This window comes from Falsiruegeria mediterranea M17, assembly GCF_900302455.1.
GTDB classification, from domain to species: domain Bacteria; phylum Pseudomonadota; class Alphaproteobacteria; order Rhodobacterales; family Rhodobacteraceae; genus Falsiruegeria; species Falsiruegeria mediterranea.
This window is the reverse complement of sequence record NZ_ONZG01000010.1, coordinates 157,443-174,050: the sequence shown is the minus strand read 5'-3', so window position 1 is coordinate 174,050 and position 16,608 is coordinate 157,443. Positions and strand designations below refer to the sequence as shown.

The window sequence follows — 16,608 nt, the reverse complement described above, 5'->3', positions numbered from 1 at the left end:
TTCGCTCATGCGGTGGTTTTTGGTAGGGGTCTTGAGTTTGGTGGCGGCGGCGGCGGGCGCGCAAGAGCGGCGGCCGAGTCACTGTATCGCCATCGCCGATGCAGCCCCCGGTCTCGAGTATCTGCACAAAGCAAGCTGGCAGGATCCGGTGCCGCAGTATTCGGTCAGGATCAGCTATATCGCCCATGCTTCGTTCCTGTTGCAGACCCATGGGGGGCTGAGCGCCGTTACAGATTTCACCGGCTTCATTGGCAACGTCGATCTGATCCCGGATGTGGTCACCATGAACCACGCCCATGAAACTCATTGGACCGCCTTTCCCGACCCTGCGATCAAATACCCGCTCAACGGCTGGGGCGAAGAGTTCGGCCAAGGCATTGAGCATCATCTGGATCTGGGTGAAATGCTGGTCCGCAATGTCTCGACCGACATCCGCTCGCAGTTCAGCGGGGTCGAACCCAAGGGCAATTCGATCTTTGTGTTCGAGGTCGAGGGGCTGTGCATCGGGCATCTTGGCCACCTGCATCACATGCCAAGCGACCAACAGTTTGCAGCCCTCGGGCGGCTCGATGTGGTGATGGCCGCCGTGGATGGCGGTTCAACACTTGCGCTGCCGGAAATGATCAAAGTGATCAACCGGCTCAAGTCGTCAATTGTTATTCCAATGCATTGGTTTGGAGATTATACGCTTGGGGCGTTTCTGGTCGGAATTCGCGAAGAATTCGATGTACAGCGCAATTGGACAAGCGAGATCGAGGTGTCTTTGGCAACCTTGCCCGACCGCCCCACGGTGATCGTGCTCGAACCCAAATACCTGATCGATCCCGAAGACTAGGGTTAGAGGACTAGCATGACTTTGAACGCGGCGGATGAGGCATTTGCAACGCGGTTGAGCACTCTTGTGCCCCAGGACGGGCTGCGCCCACCCGAGGCCCGTTATGCCCAGGATCCGCGCGGGCGGCGTGAGGGGCAGGTCGGTGTTCTGGCTTTGCCGCGCGATGTTCATCAGGTCTCAACTTTGGTCAAAGCCGCAGCCGAGGCGCGCGTGCCGGTTCTGCCCTATGGCGGTGGCACCGGGCTAGTGGGCGGACAGGTGGCTTGGGACGGTCCGGCACCGCTGGTGATCTCGTTGGAACGCATGTCGGCGATCCGGGGCGTGTACCCAACCGAAAACGTGTTGGTGGCCGAGGCGGGCGCTGTGCTGGCTGATGTTCAGGCCGCGGCCGAGGCTGAGGACCGGCTGTTCCCCCTGTCACTTGCTGCCGAAGGGTCTTGCCGTATCGGCGGCAACCTGTCGACCAACGCGGGCGGGGTGAACGTGCTGCGCTATGGCAATGCGCGGGATCTGTGTCTGGGGCTTGAGGCGGTTTTGCCCAATGGCGAGATATGGAACGGCCTGACCCGGCTGCGCAAGGACAACACCGGCTATGATCTGCGCAATCTGCTGGTTGGGGCCGAGGGGACGCTGGGGATCATCACGGCAGCGGCGCTGAAACTGTCGCCGGTGCCGGTGGGGCAGGGCACAGCGATGATCGTGGTACCTTCGGCGGCTGCCGCGCTGGACTTGCTTGCTGTGGCGCGCGCGATCGTGGGGGACGGCGTCAGCGCTTTTGAACTGATCCATCGGCAGGGATTGGAGTTCCTGACCGAAGTGCTGCCAGACGTCCGCCAACCCTTTGCCGAGCCGCCGGAATGGTGCGTGCTGATCGAACTGGGGCTGGGGGCCGGACTAGACCCGGCGCAGATGCTTGAACAGCTGTTTGAGCAGGCCGCTGAGCAAGGGCTGGCTCTGGATGGCGTGATCGCGCAGTCTCAGGCGCAGCGGCAAGAGCTTTGGACCGTGCGCGAGCACATCCCCGAGGCGAACCGCCTCATCGGCTCCATCGCCAGCCACGACATCTCGGTCCCGATATCGCTAATCCCGGATTTTGTGGAGGAAGCAGGCAAACGCATTGCGGCAAAGGGTGAATTCCGCGTCAACGCCTTTGGCCATGCCGGCGACGGAAACCTACACTACAACATCTTCCCACCCAAAGGGCAGTCACGAGATGCATTCAAACCAATGGCCGGTGACCTGACCCGCATCGTGCATGATCTGGTGCATCAGATGGGCGGCTCGATCAGCGCCGAGCATGGCATCGGGCGGCTCAAGGCGGCGGACCTGGAACGCTATGGCGACCCGACCAAACTGGCGGCGATGAGGGCGATCAAAGCCGCCCTCGACCCGTTGGGGATCATGAATCCCGGTGCGGTGCTGCGGGCCTAAGCCCGCATGTTGGCACCGTTGGCGTCATAGATCGGCGCGCCCAGGACCTCGGCGTCATACATCTCGCCCAGGATCTCGACCTGCAACTGCGTGCCGGGTGCTGCGTGCTCGGTGCTGACATAGCCCATCGCCATCGAACTTTGCGCGTGATGCGCATAGCCGCCCGAGCTGACGTATCCCACAGCCTTGCCGTCCTTGAGGATCGCCTCGTCGTTTGAGACATCAATCCCGTCCACATCAATGGTCATCGTCACCAGCTTTTGTTTCGGTCCGGCTTCGCGCGCGGCCAAAGTGGCATCTTTACCGACAAAATCCTTCTTCCAGTTGATGAAGACATCCATGCCGCTTTCCACCGCATCGAAATCAGGCCGGAAATCCAGCGTCCACACGCCCCAGCCCTTTTCCAACCGCATCGACATCAGCGCTCGCGCCCCATACCAGCGATAGCCCTGATCGGCTCCGGCTTCTTCGATCGCCTCGGCTAGACGCAGCAGGTATTGCGGCTTGCAGTAGATTTCATACCCCAACTCGCCAGAGAAACTGATCCGGTTCAGGATCACCGGAACCCCGCCCACAAAAGTCTGGCGCAGGTCGCGGAACTTGAACGCCTCGGCGCTCACATCCTCGCGCATGATCCGTTGCAGCAGGTCCCGCGATTTCGGCCCCGACAGGGCGATCCCGTGCCAATCATCGCTGACGTTGGCATAGGTCACATCCGCAGGCAGGTTCTTTTCAAACCACCGCCGATGCGCTTCCTGCATCGCGCCCGAGCCGAACAGCATGAAATGCTGCTCGCCCAGACAGGCCACCGTCAGATCACCATACAGCTTGCCCTTGGGCGTCAGCATCGGCGTCAAAGTCAAACGCCCAGGCTTTGGCACATAGCCCGCCAGTATCCGATCCAGACAAGCCCGTGCTCCGGGGCCCTTGAATTCATGCTTGGCAAAGTTGGCAATCTCGATCCCGCCAACAGCCTCACGCACCGCCTGAACTTCGCGCGCCACATACTCATGGCTCCGATTGCGCTCGAACGTCGGCTCTTCATGGGCATCCTCTGGCCCATCACCAAACCACAGCGCGTTCTCCAGGCCAAAGCCCTGACCCATCCGCGCACCGCGCGCCACAAGCCGATCATACAGAGCCGTCGTTTTCTGCATCCGGCCCTTGGGAAGCGTTTCGTTCGGGAAGGTCATCACAAACCGACGCTCATAGTTCTCGGTCGATTTCACCGTGCCCCAATCGGGCGTCGCAAAGTCGCCAAATCGCGCTACGTCCATCGCCCAAACGTCGATGGATGGCTCGCCGTCAATCATCCACTCAGCCATGGTCAGGCCCACGCCGCCGCCCTGACAGAAGCCCGCCATGACCCCCACGGCGCACCAGTAATTCTTCATCCCTGGCACTGGCCCGATCATCGGGTTGCCATCAGGACCAAAGGTGAAGGGCCCATTGATCATGTCCTTGATCCCGACCTCACCAATCGCCGGGATGCGTTCGAACGACATCTCCAGACGGTCCGCGATCCGATCCAGATCAGGCTGCAACAGCTCATGTCCAAAGTCCCAGGGCGTGCCACCCACTTTCCACGGCGTCCCCTTGGGCTCATAGGTGCCCAAGAGCATCCCCTGACGCTCCTGCCTGAAATAGATGTTCGCCTCGTAATCAATCCCCGCCGGCAGGCGAGTCGGGTGCGCAGCCACAGCGTCAATCTTTTCGGTGATCAGATAGTGATGCTCCATCGGCTGCACCGGCAGGTTCAGCCCCTGCATATGCCCGACTTCACGCGCCCACAGACCGCCACAGTTCACGATGTGCTCGGCATTGATCACACCCTTGGGCGTGGTCACATCCCAACTGCCATCGGGGCGCTGCGTGGTCGCGGTCACGCCACAATGGGTGAAATACTGCGCCCCATGCACCTTGGCCGCCTTAGCAAAGGCATAGGTGGCGCCCGACGGGTCCAGATCACCATCCTGATCATCCCACAGCGCGGCGTAGTAGTGTTTCGGATCAATCAGCGGATGCCGCTCGGCGACCTCAGCCGGGCTGATGAACTCCTGATTCAACCCCATGTAGCGCGCCTTGGACCGTTCACGCTTCAGATAATCATACCACGTCTTGTTCGACGCCAGATAAAACCCGCCGGTGATGTGCAGACCAACGGAATGACCCGAGGTCTCCTCGATCTCTTTGTACAAGTCGATGGTATAGCTTTGCAGACGCGAGATATTGGGATCCGAGCTGATCGTGTGGATTTGCCCCGCCGCATGCCAGCTCGACCCGCTGGTCAACTCGTCGCGCTCCAGCAACACAACGTCTTTCCAACCGAACTTGGCCAGATGGAACAGGATCGAACAACCGACGACGCCGCCGCCGATGACCACGACCTTGGCATGCGACGGCAGGGGCTTGCCGCCGGTGCCGTCTTCCTTGTGGATGTTGAGGGTGGATTGGGTGAATTGATCTGACATTTCTGTTGTCCTCAGCTCTGGGGCAAACGGCGAATGGGAAAGCGGAGCGGTGGCGCAAAGTCGGTGCACGGGTTGTGCACGCATGGTGCACGCTTAGTGCACAGGCGATTTTGCGATTTGGCATCACCTGAGCATATGCGTGAAGATTGGGTTAACTCAGTACCACGCATCCGGCAGCTCCTCCTTGCGGCGGGCGACATATGCGGCCAGTTCTTCGCGCAGCCCCTGTTCCATGGCTGGAGCCTCATAAGCGTCAAGCATCGCGTTCCAGCGTTCATACGCGCGGCGGCGCATATCCTTGGAACCCCCTTCCTCCCAGCTTTCGACATTCTCGCTGTCGCTGAGCGCAGGCTCGTAAAACGCGGTCTGATAGTTGCGCATCGTGTGATCACAGCCCAGGAAATGCCCACCCGGCGCGACCTCGCCATAAGCGTCCCGCGCAAGCGCCTCGTCGCTGGTATCCAATCCTTGGCTCAACACCTTTTGGTAGGAACCCAACCGGTCCGCATCCATGATCAGCTTCTCAAACCCGGTGCACAGCCCACCCTCAAGCCAACCGGCCGAATGCAGCACGAAATTTCCACCGGCCAGCATGGTAGAATGCATAGAGTCCGCACTTTCATACGCCGCCTGCGCATCCTCGACCTTGGACGCGGTCAGCGAACCGCCACAGCGCAGAGGCAATCCGACACGACGGGCCAACTGACCAATCGCATAATTCGAGATCACCGGCTCGGGCATCCCAAACGTGGGCGCGCCGGATTTCAGCGACATCGAACTCAGGAAATTGCCCAGCACAAAAGGTGCGCCGGGGCGGATCATCTGCGCATAGGCACAACACATCATCGCTTCGGCCATCGCCTGGGCCACACTGGCAGCGGTCGACACTGGCCCCATTGCACCAGAGAGAATAAAGGGAACAACAACAATGCCTTGGCCTCGCCCGCAATAGGTGCGGATTGCCTCGGTTACCACCTTGTCCACCAACAAGGGCGAGTTGGTGTTGACGTTCCCCATGATGACGCAGTTCTGCTCCATCACATCCGCGCCAAAGACGATCTCGGCCATATCCACACTGTCCTGTGCGCGGCTCATTTCAGTGATCGCGCCCAGGTGGGGTTTGTCGCTCAGCGTCATGTGGGCGAGTAACATATCCAGATGCCGCTTGCTGACGGGTACGTCGCAGGGCTCGCAAGTGACAAAGCCACCGTGGTGCAGATTGGGGTGCAGATAGGTGAGCTTCACCAATTGCTCGAACGCCGTCATATCACCATAGCGGCGGCCCCCTTCCAGATCGCGCACAAAGGGCGCGCCATAGATCGGCGCGAACACCTGGTGGGTGCCGCCGATGATCACCGATCGCTCGGGGTTGCGGGCCAACTGCGTGAACTGCGAGGGAGCCTTGGCGCAAAGATCCCGGATCCAGGCCGCATCTGCGCGCACGGTGTCCTCTTCGATCCGGGCGCCGTTCTCGCGCCACAGATCCAAAGCCACCGGATCGTCGCGAAAGGCGATGCCCACGTCCTGCATGATCCAATCCACTTGCGCCTCGAGCGTGGCAATCTGCTCTTCGTCCAGCGGATCAAAGAACGGCAGGCTGCGCTGGATGTGCGGCGAAGCCGGAGCTCCGATCTCTGCGGTCTGGCGGGCGCGGCTGGCGCGGGCACGTCGGGCCATGGGGTCTCTCCCTTTGGTGATGCGTAAGACTAGGGTGGTGGAACGCGCCTGTGACGGTTGAAAAACTTGATGCATTAGATAAGCATGAGTTATGCAAGAGCTCTGGAAACTCGTCACATCCCCCCGCCACCTCATCGTGTTCGAAGCCGCCGCGCGGCACGGGTCGTTCACCCGTGCGGCTGCCGAGTTGAATGTGCAGCAGCCCGCCGTCAGCGCGTCCATCGCACAGCTTGAGGCCTCTCTGGGTGTCCTGCTCTTCGATCGGGCGCACCGCAAAGTGGGGCTGACCCACGCCGGAGAACGTTTGTTTTCAGACGTTTCCGCCGCTTTGACCCGCATCTTGCAGTCTGCGCGTGAAGTGCATCAGCGTGGTCGCAATGATCATGTGACGGTGTCGGTCAGCTCGGCCTTTGCCAACTATTGGATGGTGCCGCGCCTACAGCAATTCCATGACAGCCATCCAGGCATCGATCTGCGTGTGCAAACCAGTGACCGTGAGCCCGACATAGACGCCGAGGGAATCAGTCTTGCCATAAGGCGGGGCGATGGATCATGGCCCGGTGTCCATTCTGCCTTGATCGCTCACGAAGTCATCTCTCCCATCGCCAGCCCACAGGTGATGGCGGCTGCAGTGAACCTGGCCACGCCAGCCAATTTGTTGCATGAGCGGTTGATCCATCTGGAAGAGCCGGTGCGGGAACGGCCCGCCTGGCAAGCCTGGTTCGCGCATCACGACATCCCGGCGCAAGCGCCAAAGGCGGGGCTCAGGTTGAATGACTATGCGTTGGTGTTGCAGGCGGCAATGGCAGGCGAAGGCTTTGCCTTTGGCTGGCGCCATGTGACCCGGCGGCTGATCGAGCAGGGGTTGCTCGCAGCCAAAGCAGATTGGGCCTGGAAGACCGGCAAGGGCTTTTACCTGGTCTGGTCCAAAACCGTCCCGCTCATCCCGCAGGCCGAGCAGGTGCGCGACTGGATGATCGGGATGGGAGAGGGGGAGGGGCGACCCAATTAAGCCGCCCCAAACAGATTTACGAGCTGGGCAGAATGACCTTGTCGATCACGTGGATCACGCCGTTGCTGGCGTCGATGTCTGCGGCCACAACGGTTGCGTCATTCACCATCACGCCGTTGTCCAGATCAATGGTGACCTTGCCGCCCTGTACGGTTGCGGCTTTCATGTCGTCGCTCAGGTCGGTCGACATAACCTTGCCCGGCACCACGTGATAGGTAAGGATTGCGATCAGCTGATCCTTGTTTTCAGGCTTCAACAGGTTCTCGACCGTGCCCTCAGGCAGCGCGGCAAAGGCCGCATCGGTCGGGGCAAAAACGGTGAACGGGCCATCCCCCTTCAGAACGTCCACCAAATCAGCAGCCTGAACGGCAGCCACGAGGGTACCGAAGTCCCCTGCGCCCACGGCGGTGTCGACGATGTCTTTGGATGAGCTGCCGGCAAAAGCGGCGGTGGCTGCGATGGCGGTGGCGGCGGCGGTCAGTGCGATTTTGCGAAACATAAGGTATCCTCCATGTCATGCCGTCAGTGGCAATGCGAAGGGTACGGAGGGGGGTCAGAACCGGATCAGAGCGATCCCGAGGTTTCTTTCCTTGAACCGGTGGTGTCCTGCGCTAAGCCGCGCAAGACAGAGGCGTCCAGTCACGATCTTGTGACAAATTCGGGGCTTATTCGCCCTCAAACGCGCACAGGACGTGCGCGTCCATGCCCATCTCTTCCAATCGTTTGCGGCCGCCCAGATCAGGCAAATCGACGATGAAAGAGCACGACACGATCTCGCCGCCCAGTCGTTCGATCAGTTTGATGCCCGCCTCGGCCGTGCCGCCAGTGGCGAGCAGATCGTCGACAACAAGAATCTTTTCACCCGGTTGGATGGCGTCATCATGGATCTCGACGATCGCTTCGCCGTATTCCAGTTTGTAGTCTTGGCTGATGGTGGTGCCGGGCAACTTGCCCTTTTTGCGGATCGGGACAAAACCCACGCTCAATTGGTGGGCAATGGCGCCGCCCAGGATAAACCCGCGTGCCTCAAGCCCAACGACCTTGTCGATCTGCTCGCCCGCATAGGGGTGCAGCATCTGGTCGATGGCCATGCGGAACCCACGCGGATCGGCAAAGAGAGTTGTCACATCGCGGAACATGATCCCTTCGTGGGGGAAATCCACGATGGTGCGAATGTAATCTTGGACGGATGTCTTCTTTGGCATGATGGCCCCCGATCAGGTCAGTTGAGCGGGGGTTTGGCCGATGTGGGATCGGCTTGCAAGGGTCAAGAGGTCACGCTGGACAGCGTTTGAGCTGGCGTGACTTATTTCTTGTCCTTCTTGCTGAGGTACGAGCGGTAGAGGCTGGATGGCAGCCACAACAGGTGTGGCCTGCGCCAATCGCGGCGGTCCTGTACAAGAAGGGATGATGCGGCCAATAGGTTCATTTGCTTTCTGCTCTTTTCTGTTGTTAGTGTTCGGTAATATGGATTTGCTATTCATTGTATATACAAAGTATATCGAAATGAATCAAGATACCCATGAAAAATCGCATAGGGCGCGGACACGGTGAAGAAAAAAGACAGCAAGTCGTCGAGCAAGAAGAACGCGCAACTGGTTCTGCGTTTGGACAAATCCGAACGGGACGCATTTGTCGATCTATGCAAAGAGCTGGATACCAGTGCGGCGCGCGAAATCCGCCGGTTTATCCGGGGGTTTCTAAAGGAAAACGCACAGGACTAAGTGCTCAGGCCGGGCGGCGCAGGAATGCGGTTGCCAGTCCCATCCCCATCAATGTGACACCCCCAAAGCGGGTCAGGCCCGTAATTACCGATGGGCGGTCGATCCACTGGCGCAGCTTGTCCGCCAGCAGGGCATAGGCAAGTGCGTTGAACCCTGCCAGACCAACAAAGGTCGCGATCAAGATCGCAAACTGCGGCAGCAGAGGTTCCGATGGGCGCAGGAATTGCGGCACAAAGGCGATGAAGAAGGCGATGGATTTTGGATTCAGCGCCGTTACGGCAGCGGCATGCACGAACACGCTGCGCGGGGTGACATCCTTGCCGGTCGCAACGGTGCCCATGCCTTGTGACGGCGCCGATCGCAAAAGTTTGAATCCCAACCACAGCAGATAGGCCGCCCCGACCCATTTCAGTGCCGTAAAGAGCGTGGCCGACGCCAACACCAAAGCGCCCAACCCGGCAAGCGAGGCTGACATGGCAATCAGATCCCCCAACGCCACGCCCGTGGCCGAAGCAACGGCGACAGGGCGTCCCTTGGACAGGGCATAGCTTAGAACCAACAGGACAGTTGGCCCCGGTATCAGCAACAATGCGGTCGAGGCAGCGGCAAAAGCGAGCCAAAGATCAAAGGACATGCGGGGTCTCTCTGCAAACGGTCGGAATCATCCGGTCAATTTGCGCATGATGGCCTCCAACGGGCCGCGACGGAAGAGGCGAAACCACAGCAGGGCATAGATCGATGTTGCTGCCGCAAATCCCAGTCCGATCCAGGTGATCTGTGGCGCGGTGAGGGAACCGCCCAGCAACCCCAACTCCTCCAACGTGCCCATGCCGATGAGAATGTGCGCCACGTAGAGTGTCAGGGTCTGCTTGCCCGGTGCGGTTAGAAGCGGGGACATATGCAACCGGTCCAGTGCGGGTATAAGCTTGAGCGTCAGGCCAATAACCACACAGGCCGTGCCTGTGCCAGCCATGATGTAGAAAGGGCCAGGCGGAATGGATTCGGTTCCCAGCAGAGCTTGCAAGTCCGGGTCTTGGGTCAGGTCCTGTGGCACCAGCGCAAAGATCGCTGCAGCCAACCCCCACAGGATGAGCCGATGCTGGGTGCATCGCTTGCCCAGATCACTGCGGCCAAGTGCCATTCCGATGAGCAGGAATGCAGCCCAGGGCAAAACCGGATGCCAGCCGTTGAAGAACGCATTGCGCAAAAAACCGGGCAGGGTCCACAAATCGTTGTAGACCAGCGCGTCCCAATCCCAACCGGCATCATAGTCCAGGATGCCGTGGATCAGCAGAGATGCGACGACGATGCCGATCGCGCCGATCCAAAGGGTGCGATTGCTGCTGGTCAAAAATGGGATCGCGACCACGAAGTAGAGCGCATAGAAATGCAGGATGTCCGCGTCAAAGATGGTCATGTTCAACATGCCAACGACAAACAGAAACGTCGCGCGTTTCGCCATCAGCCAGGGGGTTGGCTTGCCCAAAGTGACACCGACCCCGGCCAGCACAACAAACAAAGCGGCCGCCCGGCCCTCAAGGCTGTTGATCAGAACATTGGCCCAATCGGGGCCAGGGGCAACTTCGGCGGCGATGCGGAAGTTGACGAGAACCATGCCACAAAAGGCCAGAAATCGGGCTGCGTCCAACCCATGAAGGCGGGGTTTGTGTCGCGTTTCAACCCCGACCACGAGAAACCGTCTCTGTCATCACAAGCACCCTGTCGGTAAGTCAATTTGCCATGTTTCCAACAGGTTCCGACATTGGGCGGATCTTGACCGATTTCAACCCTGCGTCGAAATTGTCCGTTTTTGCGTGTCTTGCAGGTGTCAGGCCGCAGATTTGAACAAAGGCTAAATTCACTGTGCGTTGACGTTTCGGGGCCCCCAGATTCGGAGTTTTCAAGAAATTGTGCTAAGGTGAGCGCATTATTTTGTTGGAGTTATTGCTATGAAACTGATTGCTGCGGCCCTTTTGGGCCTGTTCGTCATTCTACCCTCAATCGCACTTGCGTGTCCGCCTGGTTACTACAACTGCGGCGGCAGCTTGTGCTGTCCTAAGTGAGGCCCGCCATGTCACGTAAGATATTGTTCGTGGCCCTCGTCGGGCTGATCGTCATCTTTGGTGTGTCCCGAAAAAGCGTTCTGGACGCCGACCACCTGGATCTGAGGTATCATTTCAAACTGGTGGATGCCGCCCATGTGAACGAACCCAAACCGGGTGACGCCTTTGCCTATCACGGTCCGTCAAAGACCTTTGCCGACAATGCGATTTGCAGCCTTTATGGCCAACAGTTCATTTCTCACCCTAATGCAGTGAACCTGACCGTCTTCAACTATCTTGGTGAAAGCGTGCATTGGGCGATGGGGCAAAGCGAAACTGTCGCGCAGCAGAGCATTTGGGAATGGTTCCACTTTGATGAACACGTGTATTCTATCTCGTTGGACAAGATTTTCCGCCAGACGGCCGAGCGGGAAAACATGCGCGAGAGATGTCGGGACAAGGTGTTCGAAAAAGCGACCGAGGATGGATACTTCGTCTTCATCGTCGAAACCGTATACCTTGATCGCGACCGTGACGGGGTCGAGCGCTACGTGAAATTCAACCCAAGGCCCATCGTGACGAGTGATTGCACCGCCAATTGCGGCACCGGCGTTTCGCTTGAAACGCTGTTGGATGTTGGCTGGCTGACCAAGCAGAAAAAGAACTGGAACATCGTGCAGGTCTTTGGCGCAAATCAGCCGAGCGGAGATGACGCGTAACCTGAAGACGCGTGAACTCGGGTCATCCTCCCGGGGCCCGAGGCCTCCCGTCGGTCCCAACTGACCGGCGGGAGTGATTTTTGTCTTACAGAATGCGCCCGGCGACTGCGTCAAGCTTGGCCAGCAGCGCAGGATCGCGTTTCTCAGGAGCGGTCAGGATCGCGTATTCCAGCGCCCGGTCGCAGCCGTGGGGGCAAGGATCGCGGTCTGCACCCAAAAGGGCAGGCAGGCCTTTGACCAGGTTGCGACCCTTTTCGGCGTTGCCGGTCAGGGTGGCGATGATGGCGGTCACGTCCACCTCGCCATGATCCGGGTGCCAGCTGTCATAATCGGTGACCATGGCCACAGAGGCGTAGCAAAGCTCGGCCTCGCGGGCGAGTTTGGCCTCGGGCATGTTAGTCATGCCAATGACATCCGCGCCCCAGTGTTCGCGGTACATCTTGGATTCTGCGAGGGTTGAGAATTGTGGACCTTCCATCGCCAGATAGGTGCCACCGCGATGCACGTTGATGCCAGCAGCTTTGGCTGCGGTTTCGCAGGCATCGCTTAGACGCGGGCATGTGGGGTGGGTGACACTGACATGAGCCACACAACCGGTACCGAAAAAGCTTTTTTCGCGGGCAAAAGTACGGTCGATGAACTGGTCGACGATGACGAAATCGCCCGGTGCCATCGCCTCGCGGAACGACCCGCAGGCGCTGACGCTAATCACATCCGTCACCCCCAACCGCTTGAGCGCATCGATGTTGGCGCGATAGGGCACTTCAGTCGGGGAATGCACATGGCCGCGCCCGTGTCGCGGCAGGAACGCCATGTCGACCCCGTCCAGCGAGCCTGTGAGAATTTGATCCGAAGGGGTGCCCCAAGGCGTTTCGACGCTGACCCATTCCGCGCCTTGCAGCCCGTCGATATCATAGATGCCCGAGCCGCCGATGACGGCGATTTTCGTTTTGCTCACGGGTCATATCCCCCAGTTGGATTGAGTGTTTCGCAAGTTGTGAGGGTTGGTGCCCCGTTTGGCAAGGGTGGCCTATTCATCAACGGGCAAAAGGCCGCGCGCCTTGATCTGCTGCTGAAAATCCTGCCAGGCGTCACCAAAACCGGACAAGGGCCAACTTAGATCCTGCGGTTGTCCATGACGGTCGCGAAAGGTGAAACGAAACGCCTCGCCGTCTTGCATGCTGGCAATCAGCACATCGGCGTCATCGCCGGTGAAGGTGCAGCTCAACCCCGTCAGGCAGCCCGGAAACCGGGTGCGCCAGATGTCGCCCTGCATCGTCTCGATCCGAAACCCGTTGGGTGAAAACAACGTTCCCGGCTCCATCCCGAATTCGACCTTGTACCCCTCCACCTCAGGCGTGATGAACAGGAACTGTGCCACGAATTTGGGGCGCGGGGAAAAGACATCGACCCTGCGCAGATAGCAGCGCTGCACCAGGGTGCCCTGTTCCTCGCGCTCGTCGCACATGGAATTCCAGATGTCGTGAATTTTGTGATGCGTCACCCGCCAGTTGCCCGGGGTGTCATTGCCTTGCAAGTCCTGTGCCCAAGCTGCCGGAGAAAGCAGCAAATATGTCATACATAGCCATCTCATGCTTCAGGGATGACGGCGGTGTGGCATTCTCGCAAGTCACGTTGGCGAGAGGGGTGGTTTTTCGCCTCAGGTATGTTAAGGGCTGCGCGACGTTCAGTTGCCGGGCTCGCAGGTTTTCCAGCGGTTTTCGGCGAAAACGCGCCAAAGTCGCGAACAAACCCCGTAGGATCCCGCCATGCCCCGAGCCCTTTTGGCCTCATTCGCCAGCCGTCTAGACTATCCCGATCTGCGTTGGATGCCCGACGAAGGCTTCAGCATCGGCCGTATCCGCATCGAGCTTTTGTCCGGTCTGACTGTTGCCCTTGCGTTGGTGCCCGAGGCGGTGGCCTTTGCCTTTGTGGCGGGTGTGCACCCGTTGGTGGGTCTGTATGCGGCGTTTCTGGTTGGCCTGATCACTGCGCTGATCGGAGGCCGCCCCGGCATGATTTCGGGCGCGACCGGGGCCTTGGCCGTGGTCATGGTGGCGTTGGTGGCGCAGCATGGGGTCGAATACCTGTTTGCGACCGTTGTTTTGATGGGGATTTTGCAGGTCATTGCGGGTGTGATGCAGTGGGGCAAATTCATCCGGTTGGTGCCGCATCCGGTGATGCTGGGCTTTGTGAACGGTCTGGCGATCGTGATTTTCCTGGCGCAAATGGGCCAGTTCAAAGTGCCCGGCACGATGGAAAACACCGGTCACGGCATGTCTGGCGGTGAATGGCTGTCCGGCACACCGCTCTACATGATGCTGGGGCTGGTGGCGCTGACCATGGCGATCATCTGGGTCATGCCGCGCATCACTCGTGTGATCCCGGCACCTCTGGCAGGCATTGCCGTGGTCGCCGGTCTTGTCATCGCGATGGGTCTGGATGTTCCGCGCGTGGGTGATCTGGCCTCGATCAAGGGCGGTTTGCCGAGCTTTCACATCCCGATGGTTCCGCTGAATTGGGAAACCTTTGAAATCATCCTGCCCTATGCCGTAATCCTGGCCGCCATTGGCCTGATTGAATCACTGCTGACGCTGAACCTGGTGGGCGAGATGACCGGCAAACGCGGTGGTGCCAGCCAGGAGTGTATCGCTCAGGGGGCAGCCAACGTTGTCACCGGTTTCTTTGGCGGTATGGGCGGTTGTGCGATGATCGGTCAGTCGATGATCAACGTGAAATCCGGCGGACGGACCCGAGTTGCAGGGATCGCGGCGGCCTTGTTCCTATTGCTCTTCATTCTTGTGGGCTCGCCCCTGATCGAGCAGATCCCGCTGGCCGCTCTGGTCGGTGTAATGTTCATGGTGGTGATCGGGACCTTTGCCTGGAACTCGTTCAAGATCATGCGCAAGGTGCCCCTGATGGACGCCTTTGTCATCGTTCTGGTGACGGTTGTGACCGTGATGGAAGACCTCGCCGTCGCCGTTGTGGTTGGTGTCATCGTCTCAGCTCTGGCCTACGCTTGGAACAACGCCAAACGCATCCACGCTGAAACCCGCGAGTCGCTCACCGAAGAGGGCGCCAAGGTTTACGAAATCAACGGCCCGCTGTTCTTTGGGTCGGCCGATGGATTTGGTGAACTGTTCACTGTAAGCGAAGACCCTGACACCGTGATCGTGGACTTCGCCAACAGCCGCGTTGTGGACCAATCGGCGCTGCAAGCGATTGAGGCTGTTGCGCTAAAATACGAAGAAGCGGGCAAAAAGATCATGCTGCGCCATCTGACCCGCGACTGTCACCAACTGCTGACAAAGGCCGGTCACCTGATGGTCGACAGCGATGATGACCCCGATTATGCGCTGGCGGTTGATTACTCGGTCCGCACCGGTGTTTTGGGCGGCCACTAATCCAAATCACAATCGGGCGGCCAAGCGGTCGCCCGATTTGTTTCAAATCCGCTTGAGTGCGTCGACATCTCCACTCAGCAATGCAGATTCGGCTTGCGCGATCTGCTCTGCGGGCCAGTCCCACCAGCTCATATCCAGCAGCGTCGCGATCGTGTTTGCATCGAACCGGTATTTGACGACCGTGCCCGGATTTCCGGTCACAACGCCGTAATCCGGCACGGTTCCACGTACCACTGCACCTGCACCGATGATGGCGCCGGTTCCGATCTGCGCGCCCGGCAGGATCAGGGCGCCGTAGCCGACCCACACATCATGGCCGATCATCGTGTCACGGGTATCGGGCTGGAATCCGATCATCTGTTCGGGGTCGAACACCGGGAACGGGAAACAGGTCAACCCGTCCATCGCGTGATTGGCCGAGCTGGTGATGAAGCGAACCCCATGGGCAATCTGACAGAACTTGCCGATACGAAGTGCCTCGGTCGAGTTTTTAAACAGATAGGGCGCAAGATGGCTGGCCCAATCCTGGGGCGGATCAAAGTCCGAGGCGTAGGTGTAGTGGCCCACCTGAAACCGGGGATGATCAATCACGCGGTTCAGGAACACGGTTCCCTTGTGTTCGCTGCCATCTGGCAGCGTCACTGGATACCGTCGTGTGGCGTCGGGCAGGGGCATCAGTCGTCGGGTCTTTGCAGCGAGAACAGCTCGCGCACTACAGAATAATCGCGGTACCCCAATCTGGCCAGCGGTCGATAGGTGGTCACGTCAAAGATCCCATCGCGCAGGCAATCATCGCGCAAATGGATGCCGGTCACCTCGCCGAACGCCACACGGTTCGATTCACCTGGCAAAGTCACGATCTTGGTCAATTTGCATTCCAGCGCCGCCGGTGCACCTTCGATGCGGGCGCAATTGATGGTTTCGCATTCGACCGCCGTCAGGCCTGCATGGGCAAATTCGTCCACCGATTTGTCCAAAGTGGCCGAGCTGGCGTTCATCGCGTCGCGGGCGGCAAATTCCACCACGTTCACGCAGAACTCACCCGTCTCTTCGATGTTGGCCATGCTGTCCTTGGTGTTGTCCTGATCCTCTTTCACACCGGTCGAGGCAAACATGACCTGCGGCGGAAAGTAAGCCACGCCGTTGAAAAAGGAGTAAGGCGCAAGGTTGTTCACGCCATCGCCATCACGCGAAGAGATCCAGCCGATCGGGCGCGGGGTTATGATGGCGTTGAACGGGTTGTGGGGCAGGCCGTGGCCGTCCTCGGGGCGGTAGAACATCAATCTCTCTCCA

The 16,608-nt window shown here is 59.3% G+C and carries 16 protein-coding genes; 6 read left to right on the top strand and 10 right to left on the bottom strand.

Annotation, left to right across the window (positions count from 1 at the left end; all coding sequences use genetic code 11):
- The first annotated feature begins 7 nt into the window (after positions 1–7).
- Complete coding sequence (locus TRM7615_RS18870; protein WP_108790546.1) at positions 8–835, top strand: MBL fold metallo-hydrolase; 828 nt, start codon at positions 8–10, stop codon at positions 833–835.
- A 15-nt stretch (positions 836–850) separates the two neighbouring features.
- The gene (locus TRM7615_RS18865) at positions 851–2,266 is read left to right on the top strand and encodes an FAD-binding oxidoreductase (RefSeq protein WP_108790545.1); all 1,416 of its coding nucleotides are present in this window, start codon (positions 851–853) and stop codon (positions 2,264–2,266) included.
- On the opposite strand, the gene TRM7615_RS18860 is transcribed toward TRM7615_RS18865, so the two are convergent.
- Entirely contained in the window at positions 2,263–4,737 is a 2,475-nt protein-coding gene (locus tag TRM7615_RS18860; RefSeq protein WP_108790543.1) for a GcvT family protein, read from the bottom strand. The genes TRM7615_RS18865 and TRM7615_RS18860 overlap by 4 nt on opposite strands.
- Before the next feature lie 156 nt (positions 4,738–4,893).
- Complete coding sequence (locus TRM7615_RS18855; RefSeq protein WP_108790541.1) at positions 4,894–6,414, bottom strand: trimethylamine methyltransferase family protein; 1,521 nt, start codon at positions 6,412–6,414, stop codon at positions 4,894–4,896.
- A 91-nt stretch (positions 6,415–6,505) separates the two neighbouring features.
- On the opposite strand from TRM7615_RS18855, the gene TRM7615_RS18850 reads away from it, so the two are divergent.
- Complete coding sequence (locus TRM7615_RS18850; RefSeq protein WP_108790538.1) at positions 6,506–7,426, top strand: LysR substrate-binding domain-containing protein; 921 nt, start codon at positions 6,506–6,508, stop codon at positions 7,424–7,426.
- Positions 7,427–7,442: 16 nt separating this feature from the next.
- On the opposite strand, the gene TRM7615_RS18845 is transcribed toward TRM7615_RS18850, so the two are convergent.
- Together TRM7615_RS18845 and TRM7615_RS18840 are read right to left on the bottom strand one after the other, a co-directional pair.
- A complete protein-coding gene (locus TRM7615_RS18845; protein ID WP_108790535.1) occupies positions 7,443–7,925 on the bottom strand; it encodes a fasciclin domain-containing protein in 483 nt (160 codons plus the stop codon).
- A 166-nt stretch (positions 7,926–8,091) separates the two neighbouring features.
- Complete coding sequence (locus TRM7615_RS18840) at positions 8,092–8,631, bottom strand: adenine phosphoribosyltransferase (protein WP_108790534.1); 540 nt, start codon at positions 8,629–8,631, stop codon at positions 8,092–8,094.
- Positions 8,632–8,976: 345 nt separating this feature from the next.
- Here TRM7615_RS18840 and TRM7615_RS25605 point away from each other — a divergent pair, with 345 nt between their 5' ends.
- Positions 8,977–9,150 (top strand): hypothetical protein, encoded by a 174-nt coding sequence (locus tag TRM7615_RS25605; protein ID WP_165821476.1) that lies wholly within the window; start codon positions 8,977–8,979, stop codon positions 9,148–9,150.
- Between the two features lie 4 nt (positions 9,151–9,154).
- Here TRM7615_RS25605 and TRM7615_RS18835 read toward each other — a convergent pair whose 3' ends face one another.
- The gene (locus TRM7615_RS18835) at positions 9,155–9,784 is read right to left on the bottom strand and encodes a LysE family translocator (protein ID WP_108790531.1); all 630 of its coding nucleotides are present in this window, start codon (positions 9,782–9,784) and stop codon (positions 9,155–9,157) included.
- A gap of 27 nt (positions 9,785–9,811) precedes the next feature.
- Entirely contained in the window at positions 9,812–10,840 is a 1,029-nt protein-coding gene (locus TRM7615_RS18830; protein ID WP_268877561.1) for a DUF418 domain-containing protein, read from the bottom strand.
- A 381-nt stretch (positions 10,841–11,221) separates the two neighbouring features.
- Here TRM7615_RS18830 and TRM7615_RS18825 point away from each other — a divergent pair, with 381 nt between their 5' ends.
- Positions 11,222–11,911 carry a hypothetical protein gene (locus tag TRM7615_RS18825; protein ID WP_108790528.1) on the top strand — a complete coding sequence of 230 codons (690 nt, stop codon included), beginning with the start codon at positions 11,222–11,224 and terminating at the stop codon, positions 11,909–11,911.
- Positions 11,912–11,996: 85 nt separating this feature from the next.
- Here TRM7615_RS18825 and TRM7615_RS18820 read toward each other — a convergent pair whose 3' ends face one another.
- Positions 11,997–12,869, bottom strand: coding sequence for an S-methyl-5'-thioadenosine phosphorylase (locus TRM7615_RS18820; protein WP_108790525.1), 873 nt, complete (start codon positions 12,867–12,869; stop codon positions 11,997–11,999).
- 72 nt (positions 12,870–12,941) lie between these two features.
- Positions 12,942–13,490, bottom strand: coding sequence for an invasion associated locus B family protein (locus tag TRM7615_RS18815; RefSeq protein ID WP_235824142.1), 549 nt, complete (start codon positions 13,488–13,490; stop codon positions 12,942–12,944).
- 190 nt (positions 13,491–13,680) lie between these two features.
- On the opposite strand from TRM7615_RS18815, the gene TRM7615_RS18810 reads away from it, so the two are divergent.
- Positions 13,681–15,315, top strand: a complete 1,635-nt coding sequence (locus TRM7615_RS18810; RefSeq protein WP_108790520.1) for a SulP family inorganic anion transporter — start codon at positions 13,681–13,683, stop codon at positions 15,313–15,315.
- A gap of 42 nt (positions 15,316–15,357) precedes the next feature.
- Here the strand turns inward: TRM7615_RS18810 and TRM7615_RS18805 are convergent, their stop codons facing one another.
- A complete protein-coding gene (locus TRM7615_RS18805; protein ID WP_108790517.1) occupies positions 15,358–15,990 on the bottom strand; it encodes a CatB-related O-acetyltransferase in 633 nt (210 codons plus the stop codon).
- Positions 15,990–16,595, bottom strand: coding sequence for a flavin reductase family protein (locus TRM7615_RS18800; RefSeq protein ID WP_108790514.1), 606 nt, complete (start codon positions 16,593–16,595; stop codon positions 15,990–15,992). Before TRM7615_RS18800 ends, TRM7615_RS18805 begins: the two co-directional genes overlap by 1 nt.
- Positions 16,596–16,608: the final 13 nt, after the last annotated feature.

What these genes read in the sequence shown, in the direction of transcription:
- TRM7615_RS18870 (WP_108790546.1), top strand. Translation starts at nt 8, where the DNA reads ATGCGGTGGTTTTTGGTAGGGGTCTTGAGTTTGGTGGCGGCGGCGGCG.
- TRM7615_RS18865 (WP_108790545.1), top strand. Translation starts at nt 851, where the DNA reads ATGACTTTGAACGCGGCGGATGAGGCATTTGCAACGCGGTTGAGCACT.
- TRM7615_RS18860 (WP_108790543.1), bottom strand. Translation starts at nt 4,737, where the DNA reads ATGTCAGATCAATTCACCCAATCCACCCTCAACATCCACAAGGAAGAC.
- TRM7615_RS18855 (WP_108790541.1), bottom strand. Translation starts at nt 6,414, where the DNA reads ATGGCCCGACGTGCCCGCGCCAGCCGCGCCCGCCAGACCGCAGAGATC.
- TRM7615_RS18850 (WP_108790538.1), top strand. Translation starts at nt 6,506, where the DNA reads ATGCAAGAGCTCTGGAAACTCGTCACATCCCCCCGCCACCTCATCGTG.
- TRM7615_RS18845 (WP_108790535.1), bottom strand. Translation starts at nt 7,925, where the DNA reads ATGTTTCGCAAAATCGCACTGACCGCCGCCGCCACCGCCATCGCAGCC.
- TRM7615_RS18840 (WP_108790534.1), bottom strand. Translation starts at nt 8,631, where the DNA reads ATGCCAAAGAAGACATCCGTCCAAGATTACATTCGCACCATCGTGGAT.
- TRM7615_RS18835 (WP_108790531.1), bottom strand. Translation starts at nt 9,784, where the DNA reads ATGTCCTTTGATCTTTGGCTCGCTTTTGCCGCTGCCTCGACCGCATTG.
- TRM7615_RS18825 (WP_108790528.1), top strand. Translation starts at nt 11,222, where the DNA reads ATGTCACGTAAGATATTGTTCGTGGCCCTCGTCGGGCTGATCGTCATC.
- TRM7615_RS18815 (WP_235824142.1), bottom strand. Translation starts at nt 13,490, where the DNA reads ATGACATATTTGCTGCTTTCTCCGGCAGCTTGGGCACAGGACTTGCAA.
- TRM7615_RS18810 (WP_108790520.1), top strand. Translation starts at nt 13,681, where the DNA reads ATGCCCCGAGCCCTTTTGGCCTCATTCGCCAGCCGTCTAGACTATCCC.
- TRM7615_RS18805 (WP_108790517.1), bottom strand. Translation starts at nt 15,990, where the DNA reads ATGCCCCTGCCCGACGCCACACGACGGTATCCAGTGACGCTGCCAGAT.
- TRM7615_RS18800 (WP_108790514.1), bottom strand. Translation starts at nt 16,595, where the DNA reads ATGTTCTACCGCCCCGAGGACGGCCACGGCCTGCCCCACAACCCGTTC.